This window comes from Ruegeria sp. B1 (genome assembly GCF_056535885.1).
On record NZ_JBQFJA010000001.1, the window covers coordinates 1,497,722 to 1,515,495 of the forward strand.

18 protein-coding genes are annotated in these 17,774 nt (G+C 58.5%); 16 read left to right on the plus strand and 2 right to left on the minus strand.

Annotated features, from left to right (window positions below; genetic code table 11):
• The first annotated feature begins 22 nt into the window (after nt 1-22).
• The 9 genes from ACR3ES_RS07200 to ACR3ES_RS07240 are packed head-to-tail and all read left to right on the plus strand — an operon-like array spanning nt 23 to nt 7,622.
• Entirely contained in the window at nt 23-535 is a 513-nt protein-coding gene (locus ACR3ES_RS07200) for a TRAP transporter small permease (protein ID WP_480425115.1), read from the plus strand.
• Nucleotides 536-546: 11 nt separating this feature from the next.
• Nucleotides 547-1,875 carry a TRAP transporter large permease gene (locus ACR3ES_RS07205; protein ID WP_170428594.1) on the plus strand — a complete coding sequence of 443 codons (1,329 nt, stop codon included), beginning with the start codon at nt 547-549 and terminating at the stop codon, nt 1,873-1,875.
• 12 nt (nt 1,876-1,887) lie between these two features.
• Nucleotides 1,888-3,195: a histidinol dehydrogenase gene (gene hisD / locus ACR3ES_RS07210; protein WP_170428597.1), complete on the plus strand. Its 1,308-nt coding sequence runs from the start codon at nt 1,888-1,890 to the stop codon at nt 3,193-3,195.
• The gene (locus ACR3ES_RS07215) at nt 3,188-3,949 is read left to right on the plus strand and encodes an SDR family oxidoreductase (RefSeq protein ID WP_170428599.1); all 762 of its coding nucleotides are present in this window, start codon (nt 3,188-3,190) and stop codon (nt 3,947-3,949) included. The genes hisD and ACR3ES_RS07215 overlap by 8 nt, the downstream gene beginning before the upstream one ends.
• The gene (locus tag ACR3ES_RS07220; protein ID WP_170428602.1) at nt 3,946-4,926 is read left to right on the plus strand and encodes an alcohol dehydrogenase catalytic domain-containing protein; all 981 of its coding nucleotides are present in this window, start codon (nt 3,946-3,948) and stop codon (nt 4,924-4,926) included. Before ACR3ES_RS07215 ends, ACR3ES_RS07220 begins: the two co-directional genes overlap by 4 nt.
• A 24-nt stretch (nt 4,927-4,950) precedes the next feature.
• Nucleotides 4,951-5,361 carry a universal stress protein gene (locus tag ACR3ES_RS07225; RefSeq protein WP_170428605.1) on the plus strand — a complete coding sequence of 137 codons (411 nt, stop codon included), beginning with the start codon at nt 4,951-4,953 and terminating at the stop codon, nt 5,359-5,361.
• A 49-nt stretch (nt 5,362-5,410) separates the two neighbouring features.
• Nucleotides 5,411-5,917, plus strand: coding sequence for a sulfopyruvate decarboxylase subunit alpha (comD, locus tag ACR3ES_RS07230; RefSeq protein ID WP_170428608.1), 507 nt, complete (start codon nt 5,411-5,413; stop codon nt 5,915-5,917).
• Nucleotides 5,914-6,468: a sulfopyruvate decarboxylase subunit beta gene (gene comE, locus ACR3ES_RS07235; protein ID WP_170428611.1), complete on the plus strand. Its 555-nt coding sequence runs from the start codon at nt 5,914-5,916 to the stop codon at nt 6,466-6,468. Before comD ends, comE begins: the two co-directional genes overlap by 4 nt.
• Nucleotides 6,468-7,622 (plus strand): alpha-hydroxy acid oxidase, encoded by a 1,155-nt coding sequence (locus ACR3ES_RS07240; protein WP_170428614.1) that lies wholly within the window; start codon nt 6,468-6,470, stop codon nt 7,620-7,622. Before comE ends, ACR3ES_RS07240 begins: the two co-directional genes overlap by 1 nt.
• Here the strand turns inward: ACR3ES_RS07240 and speB are convergent.
• Together speB and ACR3ES_RS07250 are read right to left on the minus strand one after the other, a co-directional pair.
• A complete protein-coding gene (gene speB / locus ACR3ES_RS07245) occupies nt 7,581-8,546 on the minus strand; it encodes an agmatinase (RefSeq protein WP_170428617.1) in 966 nt (321 codons plus the stop codon). The two genes, ACR3ES_RS07240 and speB, sit on opposite strands and share 42 nt — an antisense overlap.
• Nucleotides 8,547-8,626: 80 nt before the next feature.
• The gene (locus ACR3ES_RS07250) at nt 8,627-9,367 is read right to left on the minus strand and encodes an IclR family transcriptional regulator (RefSeq protein ID WP_480634706.1); all 741 of its coding nucleotides are present in this window, start codon (nt 9,365-9,367) and stop codon (nt 8,627-8,629) included.
• Nucleotides 9,368-9,652: 285 nt separating this feature from the next.
• On the opposite strand from ACR3ES_RS07250, the gene bhcA reads away from it, so the two are divergent.
• The 7 genes from bhcA to ACR3ES_RS07285 all read left to right on the plus strand — a co-directional run bounded on the left by bhcA (nt 9,653) and on the right by ACR3ES_RS07285 (nt 17,732).
• Nucleotides 9,653-10,843 carry an L-aspartate--glyoxylate aminotransferase BhcA gene (gene bhcA, locus ACR3ES_RS07255; protein WP_480425120.1) on the plus strand — a complete coding sequence of 397 codons (1,191 nt, stop codon included), beginning with the start codon at nt 9,653-9,655 and terminating at the stop codon, nt 10,841-10,843.
• Nucleotides 10,844-10,858: 15 nt separating this feature from the next.
• Nucleotides 10,859-11,833 (plus strand): beta-hydroxyaspartate dehydratase BhcB, encoded by a 975-nt coding sequence (bhcB, locus tag ACR3ES_RS07260; RefSeq protein WP_170428620.1) that lies wholly within the window; start codon nt 10,859-10,861, stop codon nt 11,831-11,833.
• Nucleotides 11,834-11,844: 11 nt separating this feature from the next.
• On the plus strand, nt 11,845-13,008 hold the full coding sequence (gene bhcC / locus ACR3ES_RS07265; RefSeq protein WP_480425122.1) for a 3-hydroxy-D-aspartate aldolase BhcC: 1,164 nt from the start codon (nt 11,845-11,847) through the stop codon (nt 13,006-13,008).
• A 79-nt stretch (nt 13,009-13,087) separates the two neighbouring features.
• Nucleotides 13,088-14,077, plus strand: a complete 990-nt coding sequence (bhcD, locus tag ACR3ES_RS07270) for an iminosuccinate reductase BhcD (RefSeq protein ID WP_170428626.1) — start codon at nt 13,088-13,090, stop codon at nt 14,075-14,077.
• Between the two features lie 211 nt (nt 14,078-14,288).
• The gene (locus tag ACR3ES_RS07275; protein WP_170428629.1) at nt 14,289-14,501 is read left to right on the plus strand and encodes a hypothetical protein; all 213 of its coding nucleotides are present in this window, start codon (nt 14,289-14,291) and stop codon (nt 14,499-14,501) included.
• Between the two features lie 33 nt (nt 14,502-14,534).
• Complete coding sequence (locus ACR3ES_RS07280) at nt 14,535-15,581, plus strand: TRAP transporter substrate-binding protein (RefSeq protein WP_170428631.1); 1,047 nt, start codon at nt 14,535-14,537, stop codon at nt 15,579-15,581.
• Between the two features lie 84 nt (nt 15,582-15,665).
• On the plus strand, nt 15,666-17,732 hold the full coding sequence (locus ACR3ES_RS07285) for a TRAP transporter large permease subunit (RefSeq protein WP_480425123.1): 2,067 nt from the start codon (nt 15,666-15,668) through the stop codon (nt 17,730-17,732).
• Nucleotides 17,733-17,774 lie beyond the last annotated feature (42 nt).

A 17,774-nucleotide genomic window follows, 5' to 3' on the forward strand; every position in this document is an offset into this window, starting at 1 on the left:
CTGCCAAGCTTCGGGGCAGGATATGACGATACTGCAGAGAATTGACCGAGACGCCGAGCGTTGGTTGTTGCTGGTGTTCTACGTGATGCTGGTCATCACGATGGCCATCGAGGTTCTGAGGCGCGAAATCTTCGCCTATTCCTCAATCTGGGGCGAAGAAATTGTCCGGTATTCCTTCATCTACCTTGCCTGGATCGGAGCCGCCGCAGCCGTCAAGGAGCGCGCCCATATCCGCATCGATGTGATCATGCACTACCTCGGGCCGCGCCCCAAGGCGCTGCTCTATATCTTCGGCGATCTGGTGATGTTCGTTGTGGCGATCATCGCGCTTTACTGGTCTTACGAGGCTGTTCATGTCTCAGCCAAGTTCGGGTCGGTAACAGACGGTCTGCGCGTGTCAAAGGTCTGGTTCCTGATGGCCGTGCCAACCGGGGTTGCCCTGATGATCTGGCGCCTGATCCAATCGTTCCTGCGCGATCTGAAATCCCTTCGGGACGGTACCCCCGTCTTTGAAGGCGACAAGCTGTTCGATTGAGGAGAATCTGAATGCTTTGGGGTTCTCTGAATCAAACTGTTGAACTGGGCTGGGATTTCTACCTGCCCGTGATCCTGTTCGTTGGCCTGATTGCGATGGCCGTTCCGGTCTGGGCCGCGATCGGTTCTGCCGCGATCGTCATGCTGATCATGTCGGGCGATCTGCCGCTCAGCCTTGTTGGCGAGAGCCTGTTTACCGGCATCGACGCCTTTGCACTGACCGCTGTTCCGCTCTTTATCCTGACCGGCGACGTTCTGGTTCGGACCGGGTTGTCGCGAAAGTTTCTGGACGTCGCCGAAGCGCTGACTTGCTTTGCCAAGGGGGGCTTTGGCTCCGCCACCGTTCTGGTTTGCGGCATGTTTGCTGCGATTTCAGGTTCAGACGCGGCGGGTGCTGCCGCTGTGGGCCGCATGACCATCAACCGGTTGGTGGAAAGCGGTTATCCCCGCCCATACGCCTGTGCACTGGTTGCGGCGGGGGCCTGTACCGGCATCCTGATCCCGCCCTCGATTGCCTATATCATCATCGGGCTTGTGCTGGGCATTTCTGCCTCGACCCTGTTCCTTGCGGCGCTGATCCCGGGTCTGGCCATTTTGGTCTCGATCCTGATCACCAACATCATCATGAACCGCATCTACGCATATGAAGGCGGCGGTCTGATGACCACGGGCGAGTGGCTGGCCAATCTGGGCAAAGCGCTCAAATCCGGGTGGTATGCCTTCATCGTTCCCGGCATCATCTTTTATGGCATCTTCTCAGGTCGACTGACCCCGACCGAGGCGGGTGCAACCGCGGTTGTGGTGACTATCATCATGGGGTTCATCCTGCGCACGCTGACGCTGGCGGATTTTCCGTCCATGCTGGTGAGTTCGGCCAAGGTCAACGGAGTGATCCTGCCGATCATTGCGTTTTCGGCGCCGTTGGCCGAGGCGCTGGCGATCATGGGTGTGCCGCAGGGGTTTGTGGCCTCGATCACAGCGCTGACGGACGACCCATATGTGCTGATCCTGCTGATGATCGGTATCCTGATCGCCGCGGGCTGCGTGATGGAGACCACGCCCAACATCGTGATCCTCGCGCCGATCCTGAAGCCTCTGGCCGACAATATCGGTATGAACGAGATTCAGTTCTGCATCATGATGATCACCGCCCTGGGCGTGGGCTTTATCACCCCGCCGCTGGGTCTGAACCTGTTTGTTGTTTCCGGGATAACCGGAGAATCAATTCTAAAAATCGCGGCCCGTGCCGTTCCCTTTGTCTTGACCATGCTAATTGTGGTTCTGTTGATTGCGTATGTACCTGCAGTTTCAACCACATTGCTCCCTGAAATCTACCAGTAGGATTTGCTGAATATGCCGCGTGACTATTTGAAAAAGGCAACCCTGACGCCGCAAACTCATGCCTCCGAAGTGCACGAGACGGTCAAAACCATCCTTGGGGACATTGAGGCGGGGGGCGATGCGAAAGCGCTGGAGTATGGGGCTAAGTTCGACAAATACGATGGCAATGTGCTGTTGACCCCGGAGGAAATCGAAGCGGCCTGCGCGCTGGTGCCCGAGAAGCTGAAGGCGGACATCAGGTTTGCCCACGACAATGTCCGTCGTTTCGCAGAAACCCAAAAGGCGACGGTGTCCGACGTACAGATGGAGATTGTGCCGGGATTTGTTGCTGGTCAGAAGGCGATCCCCGTGGATGCGGCCGGATGCTATGTGCCTGGCGGGCGCTATAGCCATATCGCCAGCGCGATCATGACGGTAACAACGGCCAAGGTCGCCGGTTGCCGTCACATCACCGCCTGTTCGCCGCCGCGCCCGGGCGAAGGTGTTGCGCCCGCGATTGTTTACGCCGCGCATATCTGCGGGGCGGACAGCATTCTGGCGATGGGTGGTGTGCAGGGGGTGGCCGCGATGACCTATGGCCTGTTTGGCCTGCCACGCGCGAATATTCTTGTGGGGCCCGGCAACCAGTTTGTGGCCGAGGCCAAGCGCATCCTCTACGGCAAGGTCGGCATCGATATGATCGCGGGTCCGACCGACAGTCTGATCCTTGCGGATTCCTCCTCGGATGCGCATGTGGTGGCAACAGACTTGGTCAGTCAGGCCGAACATGGTTACAACTCGCCGGTCTGGCTGGTGACGGATGACCGGGACCTGGCCCAAAAAGTCATGGACCTGGTTCCGACCCTGATTGACGATCTGCCCGAATTGAACCGCGACAATGCTTTCGCCGCCTGGCGGGACTATGCCGAGGTGATCGTCTGTTCTGATCGCGAGGAAATGGCTGCCTGCTCGGACGAATATGCTCCGGAACACCTGACCGTACAGGCCGAAGACCTGGACTGGTGGCTGGATCGCCTGACCTGCTATGGCTCGCTGTTCCTTGGCGAAGAAACCACCGTGTCTTATGGCGACAAGGCAACCGGCACCAATCATGTGCTGCCGACATCCGGTGCAGCCAGTTATACCGGCGGTCTGAGTGTCCATAAATACATGAAGATCGTGACATGGCAGCGGGCCACGCGCGAAGGGTCGAAATCCATCGCTGAGGCCACTGCCCGAATTTCACGCCTAGAGGGGATGGAGGGGCATGCACGGGCCGCCGACGTGCGTCTTGCCAAGTATTTCCCGGACGAACAGTTCGATCTGACTGCTGATGGATGACCCCCGCGCGCTTTTTGACCTGACCGGTCGGGTCGCGTGCGTAACGGGCGCAAGCTCGGGGCTGGGGCGGCGTGTCGTCGAGGTTCTGGCGGCGGCAGGGGCGCGGGTAGTCGGCGTCGCGCGACGTGCCGAGGCTTTGGCCCGGCTGCGCGAAGAACTCGGCGCGGGTGTCGAAACGGTTGTTGCCGATGTCGCGGATCGGGCTGCGATCGGTACTCTGGTCGCGGAGGTTTCGGCCAAATTCCGGGCGCCGGATATCGTCGTGCACGCGGCTGGTGTTAACATGCGCGAAGCGGCAGACGATGTTACTGATCTGGGTTGGGATGCGACACTGGCGCTGAACCTCAGCGCGCCGTTCTTTCTGAGTCAGGCGATGGTGCCAGCTATGAAGCAGCGTGGCTGGGGCCGGATCGTGAATTTTGCCTCGTTGCAGACAACGCGGGCCTTTCCGGGCGGAATTGCCTATGGCGCGACCAAGGCAGGGATCGGCCAACTGACGCGCGCAATGGCTGAGGCCTGGTCCCCGCATGGTATCACCGCTAATGCCATCGGCCCGGGCTTTTTTCCGACAGAACTGACGCAAGCCGTTTTCGACGACCCGGAGCGCGCGGAATGCAATGCCGCTCAGACCTGTATTCGGCGCAATGGACGGATGGAAGACATGGATGGGCCGATCCTGTTTCTGTGTTCGAAAGCATCAGACTATGTCACAGGCCAAGTCCTTATGGTTGACGGGGGGTTCACCGCGAAATGAAGGCGCTGGTTTACCAAGGTATTGAACAGATGGCGTTTGCAGATGTGCCGGACGCCGAACCGCGCCCGGGCGAGTTGCTGATCCGCGTTGAGGCTGTGGGTATCTGCGGATCGGATATGCATGCCTATCTCGGTCATGATGCGCGTCGGCCAGCCCCCCTGATTCTGGGGCATGAGGCTGCGGGAATTGTTGTAGGGGGCTCTCAGGATGGCACACGGGTGACAATCAATCCCTTGGTCACCTGCGGTACATGTCCTGCCTGTTTGTCCGGGCGTGAGAACCTGTGCGCGGAACGGCAGATCATCTCGATGCCGCCGCGTGAAGGTGCGTTTGCGCAGTACCTAACAATGCCGGTCTCAAACCTTGTCGAGGTGCCGGATCATGTGTCGCTGCACAAGGCGGCGCTTGCGGAACCCCTGGCTGTCAGTTGGCATGCCGCCCGGCTTGCGATTGAGGCGCTGCATCCAGCCGCTGACAGGCGCGCATTGGTGATCGGTGGTGGTGCCATCGGTCTGGCTTCAGGGTTGGCCCTTTCGGCGATGGGGGTCGAAGAAGTGACCATCGTCGAGCCAAACGCAACGCGCAGGGATTTTCTGCGGCAGCTTGGATCTCTGAACGTCGTCGATATCGCCATGGGGACCTTTCCGCTGGTGATAGACGCGGTTGGCTACAAGGCGACACGGGCGACTGCGTCGGCTTGTGCGGAACCCGGCGGTGTGATCGCCCATGTAGGTCTGGGCGAGGATACCGGCGGTTTGGATGTGCGCCGCATGACGTTGCAGGAAATCACGTTTATCGGGACCTACACCTACACGGCCGAGGATTTCCGCCAAGCCGCGGCGGCGATTTTTGACGGACGGCTGGGTACGCTAGACTGGACCGAGACGCGGATGCTGGCAGACGGCGCACAGGCCTTTCGGGACCTTCGCGCTGGCGCCGTCGCCGCACCAAAGATTATCCTGACACCGTGGGGTTAATCCCGGCAGCAATGGAGGCATATTATGTACAAAAAGGTTCTTGTCCCGATGGCTCTGGATCACGGCATTTCACAGCACACGCTCGAGGTGGCTCGGGCCCTGTCCGAGGACGGAGCCGAGATCATTGCGTTGCATGTTTACGAAATGCCGCAAGGCTCGGTCAGTGCTTACCTCGACAAATCTGCTGTCGCCGAAGCGTACGAACGCGCGCGGCGACAATTGCTGGAAAAAGTGGAGGGCCTTGATGGTGTGAACCCTGAGATTGTCAAAGGGCATACGGCCAGAACAATCATCGACTTTGCGACGGACAATGCAGTGGATTGTATCGTCATCGGCTCGCATAAGCCGGACCTAAGCGACTACTTCCTAGGATCGACCGCATCACGCGTCGTCCGCCACGCTCCCTGTGCGGTTCACGTGCACCGCAGGGCCTGAACCTTTCATCGCGCCTTGGGCGCCCCAATAAAGGACTGACTGATCGGAAATGAACATAGACAAAAAGATCACCGACGATCTGGTTGCGAACGATGTCTCGTTTGTGACCACCGTGCCATGCAAACAGCTGGCGGGCGTGATTGAAGCAATCGATGCCCATGACGACATTTACCATATCCCATCGAACAAAGAGGATGAGGGGATGGGTCTGTGCGCTGGTGCGTGGATGGGCGGCAAACGCCCGGCGATCATCATGCAGAACACGGCAATCGGCGTTACCATCAACACTCTGGCAACACTGATTCAGTATTATCGGATGCCGCTGCCCATGCTGATCTCATATCGCGGCGAACTGCGCGAACCCATCGCGTGTCAGGTCGAAATGGCCGTGCACACCAAGGCGCTGCTGGCGCAACTGAATATCCCGACCTATCACTTCCATAATCAGGAAGATGTCGCAGAGCTGGATGCAATCCTGAAATATACCTTCATGTGCAACAAGCCGGTCGCCATTCTGACCGACGCCAATTTCTGGGGAGGCTATGGCGACCAATGATCCGTTCTGAAATCCTGAAGGAAATCGCCCCGATCCTGCGTGACCAGCTTATCGTTTGCAATATCGGCATTCCCAGCCAGGAACTGCATGCCATCGATGACCAGCCGACAAATTTTTACATGCTGGGCACGATGGGTCTGGCCTCGTCCATCGGGCTGGGTCTGGCCTTGACGCAACCAAAGCCGGTGATCGCGATTGATGGTGACGGGTCGGTTCTGACCAATCTGGGCACCTTGCCCACCATCGCAAACAACGTGGCGGATAACTACATCCTGCTGATCATCGACAATGGCTCTTATGGCTCGACCGGAGACCAGCCGACCTATGCTGGGCAAAAGACATCGCTGACCAAAATGGCCGAGGCCGCCGGGTGTGAGCGCGTGATCGAATGTCAGGCCGAAGACACGGGCCGGGTTCTGCAGGAGTCTCTGGACGCCAAGCAGATGACGATTATCGTCAGCAAATGTGAAAGCGGCAATGCCAAGATGCCGCCGATCACAATGGATCCGGTCGTGATCTGCGATCGCTTCATGAAAGCTGTCCAGACCTGATGCCAAACAGTGCCATCCACTGCGCCGAAGACGCCCGCCGCCTCGCGCGGCGGCGTTTGCCGTGGATGGTGTTCGACTATATTGACGGCGCGGCCGGGGCCGAAACCGGAGCTGACCGCAATCGTTCGGCGTTGGAGGATATGACGCTGCGGCCTCGTATTCTGCGGAACGTCAGTGAGCGGTCTCTGGCCAGCGCGGTCTTCGGGCAGGTTACAAAACGTCCCTTTGGTATTGCCCCAATGGGTATGTGCAACCTGTCCGCACCGGGCGCTGATCTGATGCTGGCGCGCCTGGCGGCCCGGTATTCGGTGCCGTTGGGGGTGTCCACCGTTGCTTCGACCCCGATGGAAAAGCTGATCGAAACGGCGCAAGGCAACGCGTGGTTCCAGCTTTACTTCAGCGGCGATGGTTCAGGGACGGTCAAACTTGTGGCCCGCGCCCGGGCCGCGGGATACCAAACGCTGGTTCTGACTGTGGATGTGCCCGAGGTGGGTCGGCGTCCGCGCGAATTGCGGCATGGGTTCCGCATGCCGTTCCGAATTGGCCCATGGCAATTTCTGGATTTCGCTCTGCATCCGCGCTGGTCGCTGAACACTCTGTTTCATGGCAAACCCCAGATCGCAAACTTCTTGATGGATGGCTACGAGTTCGACCGAACCGAAAGCCGAGCCAAGGCAACATGGGACACGCTTGCACGACTGCGGGAGCAGTGGACCGGCAAGCTGGTTGTCAAAGGTGTTCTGGACACCGAAGATGCCGTGGCATTGAAAGCTGCCGGTGTTGATGCAATTCAGGTGTCCAGTCACGGGGCAAGGCAATTGGAAAGTGCACCGGCACCCTTTTCCATGCTGCCGAAAATCCGTGCGGCGGTTGGCGCAGACTTTCCCGTGTTTTACGACAGCGGTCTGCGCTCGGGCGAGGATGCGTTGAAGGCGATGTTGAACGGTGCCGATTTCGTGTTCTTTGGCCGCAGCCTGCAATTTGCAATTGCTGCCGAAGGCGAAGCCGGGCTGGACCAACTCTGGTCAGTACTCAGCGACGAAATGGACATCGCTATGGCGCAGATTGGAGCGACTTCGATCCAACAAATCAGGCCAGCGCAGGACGCGCCGCTACTCTCTGTTGTGGAAGATGAAGCCAATAAAGTTCAGTAGCAGTTGCGCTGCTAGAATCTGAGTGCTTTCGGTCGGATCGTAGGCTGGCGCAACCTCGACCAGGTCAATACCCACTACATCACCGCGTTTGGTCAGACCCTGCAGGATTTCCAGAACGTCATAATAGTGAAACCCGCCATGGCTTGGTGTGCCGGTACCGGGCGCAATCGAGGGGCAGAAGGCATCGATGTCGATGGTCACGTAATAGCGGGCGCCACTTGGAATTCTTTCCAAAACCGCATCGGGCCCCAGCTTGCGCACCTGCCGCACCGACAGGATGTCCGATCCTCTGCTGCGGGCGTCGTCATAGCCCTCTTTCGCGGTAGAGGAGACGTTGCGAATGCCAAGTTGTGTCATCCCGCTGACGTAGTCTTTTTCGATCGCCCGGCGCATGGGGTTGCCATGTCCCAGGGTGACGCCGTGGCGTTCATCGACAAAATCCAGATGCGCGTCGATCTGGACAACATGGATCGGGCCGTTTTGGGCGCAGTCCTCGGCGAAGGCATTGATGCAGGGGATGTTGATGGAATGGTCCCCGCCGATGATCACGGGAATGGCGCCCGCATCCAGTATCTTTTGGACGCCGAACTGGATGTTGTCGTGGCTTTTTTTGGTCTTGGTGTGGACGATGTCAGCATCTCCGATATCCACAATGCGGACGTCTTCGCCCAGATATGTTGCATCATCCTCGTGGTCATAAGCTCCGGCATGGCCAAAAGTGAACAGCGTTGAAGCTTCGCGCACGGCCCGTGGGCCAAAGCGTGCTCCGGGCCGGAACTGACAGCCAAAATCGAACGGGGCGCCGAGGATGGCGACATCCGCATCGATGGCATCCCAATCCGACACGTAGGGTTTCTTGCCAAAAGTCGAAATGCCAACAAAGGGCAGGTTCAGGCGACCGGCGTCATAGCCATGACCAGACATGATGTGCTCCGTTTCGTTGAGATTTGGCGTGCCGTTGCCGAACAGGACGGCAGTGTTTGTGGGAATGCAACCGTCGAACCTTATCGTGGGTGGCCGCCGACTGCCAAAGTGATTTCTTTTGCCGCCGTTGCAACCAATTCTCCAACCCTGTTCGTTGCACTGCTACGGAACCGCGCTGTGGGTCCCGAGACTGATACGCCTGCGCAGGGTTCATTTTGTTCGTTATATATCGCCGCGCCGATACAGGACATGCCCGAATAGCGTTCTTCTTCATCATAGGACCATCCGCGTTCGCGAATTGCATCGAGATCTCTCAAAAGCGTTTCCACCTTGGCGTGGGTGCGCTCCGTGAAAGCTTCGAACGTGGTCGCGGACAGCGCTTTGTCCAACACTCTGGGTCGCATGGCCGCCAGCAAGGCCTTGCCAGTGCCCGAGGCGTACATCGGTGTGCGGGACCCCGGTGGGAAAAACGCCCGGATCGGGTTACTGGTCTCGATCTGGCTGACAAACACCACATCGGCCCCGTCCGGCATGGCCATATTGGCGGTCTCACCGGTTTCCTGCATCAGCTTGCGCATGATGGGACGGCCAAGCTCAACAACGCTGCTGCGTTTCAGATAAGACGCACCCGTTCTGTATGCTTCGATGCCGATCATCCATTCCTGCCTCTCGTCGTCAAAGCTGACATAACCCCGGTTGGACAGGGTGGTTAGTATCCGATGCGTTGTGGCTGTGGGGATGCCGGTTTCGCGGCTGAGGTCGCTGAGCGTGCTGCGCTCGAACCTAGCGACGGCACTCAGGGTGCCAAGAGCGCGGTCCAAAGATTGCAACGTGCCGGCCGAGCTTTCCTTAAACGGTGACTTGGGTCTTCCGCGCGCTCTTTTCTGATTCTCCAAAGCCATTTCCTCCTCTAAAATCTGCGCAAAAACTAGGCGGCGAGATATGTTTTTCCATTTTGCCAAGAATTACGGCAAAAAATGAAAAACCCCGACGACCATCTTTTACAAGGCCTTAGACGCATTTTTCGCTCAGCAAAAAATATTTTCGAGAAAATTGCAAAACCTTCTGTCTGGTAAGATAATTTTACCAAATCGGAGGAAGAGACGATGTCACAGCAAAACCCGGTCTTTATTCCAGGGCCAACGAATATTCCTGATCGCTTGCGTCTGGCCATGCAGGTCCAGACCCAGGATCACCGCGCACCCGATTTTGTCGAAACATTTGCGCCGGTTCTTGAGGATACCAAAAAGGTTTTTGCAACCACTCACGGAACGATCATCACTTTTCCTGCGAGCGGAACCGGCGGGTGGGAAGCCTCTGTCACAAACACACTCAGCCCGGGCGATGCCGTGCTCATTGCTCGCTATGGCATGTTCAGCCATCGCTGGATCGATCTTTGCCAGCGCCACGGTCTGGATGTTCGTATCATCGATTGCCCATGGGGCAGCGGTGCACCGGCGGACAAGTTTGCCGAGGTTCTTGCGGCTGACAAAGATCGCGAAATCAAGGCCGTTCTGACCACCCATAACGAGACCGCTACCGGCGTACGGTCGGATATTGCGGCGGTCCGTAAGGCCATGGACGCCAGCAATCACCCCGCGATGCTGTTTGTCGATTGCGTCAGCTCCCTAGCCTCGATGCCGTTCGAGTTCGACAAATGGGGCGTGGATATCGCCGTGTCCGGATCGCAGAAGGGGTTCATGCTGGCAACCGGCATGGCGATCCTCTGTGTCAGCCCCAAGGCGCTGGCGACGATGGAGAGCGCAAAGCTGCCCCGCACCTTCTTCGACTTTCGCGACATGATGACAGCCAATGCCTCTGGCGGGTTTCCATATACCCCGCCCTTGCAGCTGATCTATGGCATGCGCGAAAGCCTAAAGATGCTGTTCGAGGAAGGCCTGGACAATGTCTATGCCCGCCATTTCCGCCTGGCCGAGGGCGTGCGCAAAGCCACGTCTGCCTGGGGGCTGAACTTGGTGGCGCAGGCGCCGGATCTCTATTCCGACACGGTCAGCGCGATTTATGTGCCGGACGGCTTTGACAGCAATGCACTCACGGATCACGCGTTCAGCGCTTATGGTGTCAGCTTCGGCATCGGTCTCGGCGAGATGAATGGCAAGGCGTTCCGCATCGGCCACCTTGGCAGCCTAACGGATGTGATGGTGTTGTCTGGCCTGGCTACAATCGAGATGGCGATGGCCGATCTCGACTACCCGATCGAGTTGGGCAGCGGTGTTGCAGCGGCGCAGGAATACTTCCGCGCCGGCAGCGCCACCCCCATGCAATCCGCAGCATAAGGAGGGAGAGACCCGATGCTGGACGCGATGACCACCGTCGACCGCCTGACCCTTGCCGATATGCGCGAGGCGCATGACCGGATCAGGCCGCATATCAACCGCACGCCGGTGCTGCGCTCGGCTTATCTCGACGAGCTGACCGGAGCGCAGCTGTTCTTCAAATGCGAAAACTTTCAAGAAGCCGGGGCCTTCAAAGTGCGCGGTGCCTGTAACGCCGTATTCGGTCTCGATGAAGATGCTGCGAAACGAGGCGTCGCCACTCACTCTTCGGGCAATCACGCCCTCAGCCTCAGCTACGCAGCCGGGCGGCGCGGTATCCCGTGCAATGTGGTGATGCCGCGCACCGCACCACAGGCCAAGAAAGACGCGGTGCGTCGGTATGGCGGGATCATCACCGAATGTGAGCCATCGACCACCTCACGTGAGGCGGTGTTTGCCGAGGTGCAGGCAAAATCGGGTGGCGAGTTCGTGCATCCCTACAACGACCCGCGGGTGATTGCCGGTCAGGCGACCTGTTCGGCGGAGCTACTGGAACAGACCGACGGGTTGGATGCGGTTGTGGCGCCCATCGGTGGCGGCGGCATGATCTCGGGCACCTGCCTGACCTTGTCCAATCTGGCACCTGAGGTGCAGATCTATGCGGCCGAACCCGAGCAGGCGGACGACGCCTATCGCAGCTTCAAGGCCGGTCACATCATCGCAGATGACGCGCCTGAGACCATCGCCGATGGTCTGAAGGTGCCGCTGAAGGAGAACACCTGGCATTTCGTGTCCCACTTCGTGACCGACATTTACACGGCCAGCGAACAGGAAATCATCGATGCCATGAAGACGACCTGGAAATACCTGCGCATCGTGATGGAGCCCAGCTGCGCGGTGCCTTTGGCCACCATTCTGAAGAACCCCGAAGCCTTCAAGGGCAAGCGCGTCGGCGTGGTGATCACCGGCGGCAACGTGGATTTGGACAAACTGCCCTGGATCAAGGGCTGAGGAGGAAGAAAATGAACAAGCCTGTAAACATCGATCAGCTTGAAGTCGGGTTCGACATTCCTGCCGCCATCGGCATGGACGAGGCCGATATCCAGACACCGTCGCTGGTGCTGGACCTCGATGCGCTGGAGCGCAACATCAAGAAAATGGGCGACTATGCCAAGGCCCACGGCATGCGCCACCGGGTGCATGGCAAGATGCACAAATCTGTTGACGTGGCCCAGTTGCAGGTCGATCTGGGCGGTGCCTGCGGCGTGTGCTGCCAAAAGGTCTCGGAGGCCGAAGTGTTTGCCCGTGGCGGCATCAAGGATGTTCTGGTGTCGAACCAGGTTCGCGATCCGGCCAAGATCGACCGTCTGGCGCGTATGCCCAAGTTGGGCGCGCGGACAATCTGCTGCGTCGATGATATCGACAACGTGGCGGACCTGTCCGAGGCTGCACAGCGGCACGGGACCCAGATCGAATGCCTGGTCGAGATCGACTGCGGCGCCGGGCGCTGCGGCGTGACGACAACGCCCGAGGTTGTCGCCATCGCCAAGGCAATTGATGCGGCCCCGGGGGTGAAGTTTGCGGGCATTCAGGCCTACCAAGGCGCCATGCAGCACATGGACCACTATGACGATCGCAAAGCCAAGATCGACATCGCCGTAGAACAAGTGAAAGACGCCGTGGACGGGCTGAAGGCCGAAGGCCTTGAGTGCGACATCGTCGGCGGTGGCGGCACCGGATCCTACTATTTTGAAAGCACATCAGGCGTGTACAACGAACTGCAATGCGGTTCCTACGCTTTCATGGACGCCGATTATGGCCGCATCCTCGACAAGGATGGCAACCGGATCGACCGCGGCGAGTGGGAGAACGCGTTCTTCATCCTCACCAGTGTCATGAGCCACGCCAAGGCCGACAAGGCCATCGTCGATGCAGGGCTCAAGGCGCAGTCGGTAGACAGCGGCTTGCCGGTGATCTTCGGACGCACGGATGTTGAATACGTCAAATGCTCGGACGAGCACGGCGTTGTGGCCGATCCGGACGGTGTCCTCAAGGTCAATGACAAACTGCGTCTGGTGCCCGGTCACTGTGACCCGACTGCAAACGTGCACGATTGGTATGTGGGCGTGCGCAACGGCAAAGTCGAAACCCTGTGGCAGGTCTCTGCACGCGGCAAGGCATTCTGAAACACGCTCCATTTGATCCGGGCGGCAGGTCCTCCCCCTTGCCGCCCGGATTGAATCCACTTTCACCGGAGAAAAGGTCATGAAAGATACATCTGAAAACGGGCTGCTGATCGTCGGAGAAGACCTGTGTCAGAAACTGGTCGGTCGCGGCGCCGCATTTGACGCCGTTGAAGCCGTGTTTGCTGCCATGGCGCGCGGAGACGCTTACAATTTTCCGGTTATTCGTGAGTCGATCGGATATGCAGACGCGCTCTATGGGTTCAAATCCGGCTTTGATCGGGCGGGTCAGGTGCTTGGGGTGAAATCCGGTGGCTACTGGCCAGGCAACATGGATAAGGGGCTGACCAATCACCAGTCCACCGTGTTTTTGTTTGATCCCGACACCGGCAAACTCGCCGCCCTGGTTGGTGGAAATTATCTGACCGCCGTAAGGACGGCGGCCTCGTCTGCCGTGTCGATTGCACATCTGTCGCGCGCGGACTCACGGGTGCTGGGCATGGTGGGTGCAGGCCATCAATCCGCGTTCCAGCTGCGCGCTGCTGCGGAACAGCGGGACTTTGAGAAAGTGGTCGCTTGGAACCCGCATCCCGACATGCTGCCGCTTCTGGGCGAGGTGGCGAATGAAATCGGTCTTGAGTTCGAGGCGGTCAGCCAGCAGGAACTTGGGGCACAGGCGGATGTCATCATTACCATCACCTCGGCCTTTGAGCCGCTGTTGATGAAAGACTGGATCAAGCCTGGGACGCATCTGGCCTGCATGGGCACAGACACCAAGGGTAAGCAGGAGGTCGACGCGGCGCTGGTTTCCTCGGCCACTGTTTTCACCGACGAAGTTGCTCAGTCCATCTCTATTGGCGAAGCACAGCACGCAATCACCGATGGCAGTCTGCGCGAAGACGCCATCACGCCAATCGGCGCTGTCATCAACGGCGATCACGCGGGCCGGACCAGTGCGGATCAAATAACCCTGTTCGACGGAACCGGGGTCGGGTTGCAGGATCTTGCCGTCGCGTCTGTTGCCGCACAGCTGGCAGACGAAAGCGGGCAGGCGCAGCGCGCAACGCTTTGAGCGTCTGCCAAAACCGGAGGGAGGTCATCATGTCAAACATCGCAAGGCCGATTTTAACGCACGAACTCGCGCCAAAGACCTGCTCAATCGGGATTTGGAACTGAACCCGAACACAGTCTTTCCATTGGAGCCGCGTGCGGAGAGGAGGCCCCGCGCCACCTGATGAGTCAGTAAAAGCGCTCTTTTCAAAAGAGCAATAGGAGGAGACACCATGACACCCTTGGAGACGCCGATCATCGTGTCGGCGATCAGAGAGGTTGTGCTTGATGCAGGGGCTCAGGGCCTCGCCCTGCAGGGTTTCTTCGGCGGCGGTGCAAGTGCTCTGACCCTCAAGGCGTCGCGCCAGCACTGCCACAGAATTCAGACGATCCGAAATACCGCCGGCTCTGACAGAACCGGCAGTTCGTCCAATCCGCTCGTTTGAGCAAAACCCCATGTCCAATCGGAGGAAACAGACATGAAAAAACTAGCAACCCTAACCGCAGCAGTTGCCCTTGCGGCAGCGCCCGCGCTGGCCGCCGACAGAATACTGTTGAAAACACCTGTTGCGTTTTCAACGGAATTGCCGGGCCTCGGCACGCCCATTGTCCGCGTGTCCGAAGATCTTGAGGCCATTTCCGGCGGGTCGATTAAGATGAGAGTCTATGAGCCCGGCAAACTGGTTCCGGCCTTTGAGATTCTGGACGCGGTGTCGACCGGCAAGATCAATTCGGGCTTTGCCACCGCCGGGTATTGGGCGGGAAAGATCCCGGCTGCGCCCCTGTTCTCAGCAGTGCCCTTTGGTCCTGAGGCGGGCGAATACATGGCCTGGATGTATTATGGCGACGGGTTGGACCTGTATCAGGAAATGTATGATCAGGCCGGCTATAACGTCAAAGTCTTCCCCTGCACGATCATCGCCCCCGAAACCTCGGGCTGGTTTGCAGAAGAAATCACCTCGGTCGAACAGCTTGACGGTCTGAAGATGCGGTTCTTCGGTCTGGGCGGCAAGGTGATGCAGAAGCTGGGCGTTGCCACGTCGCTGCTGCCGGGTGGCGAAATCTTCCCCGCCCTGGAAAAAGGCGCGATTGATGCAACCGAATTCTCGATGCCTGCCATCGACCAGCGTCTGGGTTTCGACAAGCTGGTGAAGTACAACTACTTCCCGGGCTGGCACCAGCAGGCCACCATCTTTGAGTTGCTGATCAACAAGGATGAGTGGAACGAGCTGAACCCGCAACTGCAGGCGCAGATCGAACTGACCTGCCGGGCGCAAATGACCGAGAGCTTTGCCGAAGGCGAAGCGATCCAGTTCGAAGCCATGCAGCGCAACGTGGAAGAAAACGGCGTGACCATCGTCGACTGGACCCCAGAGATGCTGGATATCTTCCGGACCACCTGGGAAGAGGTCGCCGCTGAAGAAGCCGCCAACGATGCGTTCTTCAACAAGGTCTACTCGAACCTGAATGAATTCAGCGAAGGCTATTCGCTGTGGAAATCGCACGCATTCCTGCCGCGGCAGTAATCAAGATGTGGGGCCCGGGCGACACTGTCCGGGCCCCTCAAATGCCCCATAGGGAGGGGCCCCAGCTCAGGGGGGAATAAAGTGGTGAGCGAGAGTTTCGAAAACAAACTAAACAAGCATGTCGACCCGCATTGGGACGAGGTTGAAGGCGATGACCGTCGTCGCCCAAAGCTGTCGGCCCGATTGGATGACATCGTGTCCGGCGTTGGCCACGTTGTCATGTGGGCCAATGTTGCACTGGTTGTCGCCATCGTGTCGCAGGTCAGCATGCGATATGCCCTGGACTGGAATTTCCCGAAACTCGATGAGTTGCAGTGGCATCTTTATGCGCTGACCACCATGATCGGGATGTCCTACGCGCTGACACATGACGCGCATGTACGCGTTGATATCTTGCGTCTCGGGTTCTCGAGCCGCGCCAAGCGTGTGGTTGAAATGCTGGGGATTACGATCCTCCTTTTGCCGTTCTGTTGGCTGATGATTGATCAGGGATACGACTATTTTCAGGACAGTTTCCGCGTAAACGAACGTTCCGACAGCCCGACAGGTCTGCCAGCGCGCTGGGCCTTGAAGTCGGTGATCGCGATCAGCTTTGTGCTGGTGGCAACCGCGGCTATCGCGCGTCTGATCCATGATGCTTACATGTTGGCCACCGACGCCGATGAGCGCGCCGCCAGTTCCGGCCTTATGCGCCTGCTCCTGATGTGGGCGATCTTTGCCACAATCACAATCGGCCTGATCCAACTGGTCGAAACGCCCGAAGACACGCTGGTCATCGTGATGTTCATGAGTTTTGTCGCGCTTTTGTTCTCGGGCTATCCCGTCGCCTGGGTCTTGGCAGGCGTCGGCGTCCTGTTCACGGGCGTTGCCTATATGGGCGACAATGACATGCTGTTGTGGACCGGCATGGAGGCCACATTCACCGGACTGGATTACCTGACGCTGGGCGCGGTGGTGAACCGTGTGTATGCGACCATGTCGAATGCGGTTCTGGTGGCCCTGCCGATGTTCATCTTCATGGGGTTGATGCTGGACGAGTCCGGTGTTGCACAACGCCTGATGACGTCGATGCAGAAACTGTTCGGGACCATGCGCGGGGGGCTCGCGATCACCGTCACCGCAATCGGAATCATCCTTGCCGCCTCGACCGGCATCGTTGGTGCGTCTGTGGTTCTGCTGGGTCTGCTGTCGATGCCTGCCATGATGAAACAGAACTATTCCAAGACACTGGCGGCGGGCGTCATCGCATCGTCTGGAACATTGGGTATTCTGATCCCGCCTTCGATCATGTTGGTGATCATGGCCGATCAGATGGCCCTATCGGTTGGTGACCTGTTCATGGCGGCGCTGTTTCCGGGGTTGATCATCGGCGGGCTCTACATCCTCTACATCGTGATCATCGCGACCATCAACAGAGAGGTCGCACCCTTGCCGGAGGACGCAAAAAAGGTCGATTGGGCAGCGATCTGGGACGTCTTCAAAGCCGTTCTGCCGCCTGTCGCCCTGATCTTTGCCGTACTCGGGTCCATCTTTGCAGGTATCGCCACACCCACGGAAGCATCCGGTGTCGGTGCCGCAGGCGCAACACTGATGGCGTTTGCCTATGGCAAGCTGAACTGGCGCAACCTGTTCGAAGTGACGCGGAATACGTTCAAAACGACCGCGTATATCTTTGCGATCTTCCTTGGCGCGACCTGCTTTGCCTTTGTTCTGCGCGAGTTGGGCGGAGATCAGTTGATCACCAAGACAATCGAAGGCATGGGCCTGAGTGAAATGGGGACCATCCTCTTTATCCTGCTGATCGTGTTCCTGCTGGGCTTTGTTCTGGACTGGATCGAAATCACACTGATCATCCTGCCACTTGTGGCGCCGATCATTGTTGCCATGCAGATGACTGTGCCGGGCTTTGGACTGGATAACCCGGAACTGATCTGGTTCGTCATCCTTGTTGCGGTGACACTGCAGACCAGCTTCTTGTCACCACCTGTGGGCTTTTCCCTGTTCTACCTCAAAGGGGTCTGCCCACCGGAAATTCGACTGCAGGACATCTATAAGGGCGTGGTGCCCTTCATCCTGCTGCAGTTGACCGGGCTGGCCTTGGTGATCCTGTTCCCGCAGATTGCCACGTGGCTGCCTTCGGTTGCCTATTAAAAACACCGGCGGCATCCACTCCGGGTGCCGCCGCTACTGCCG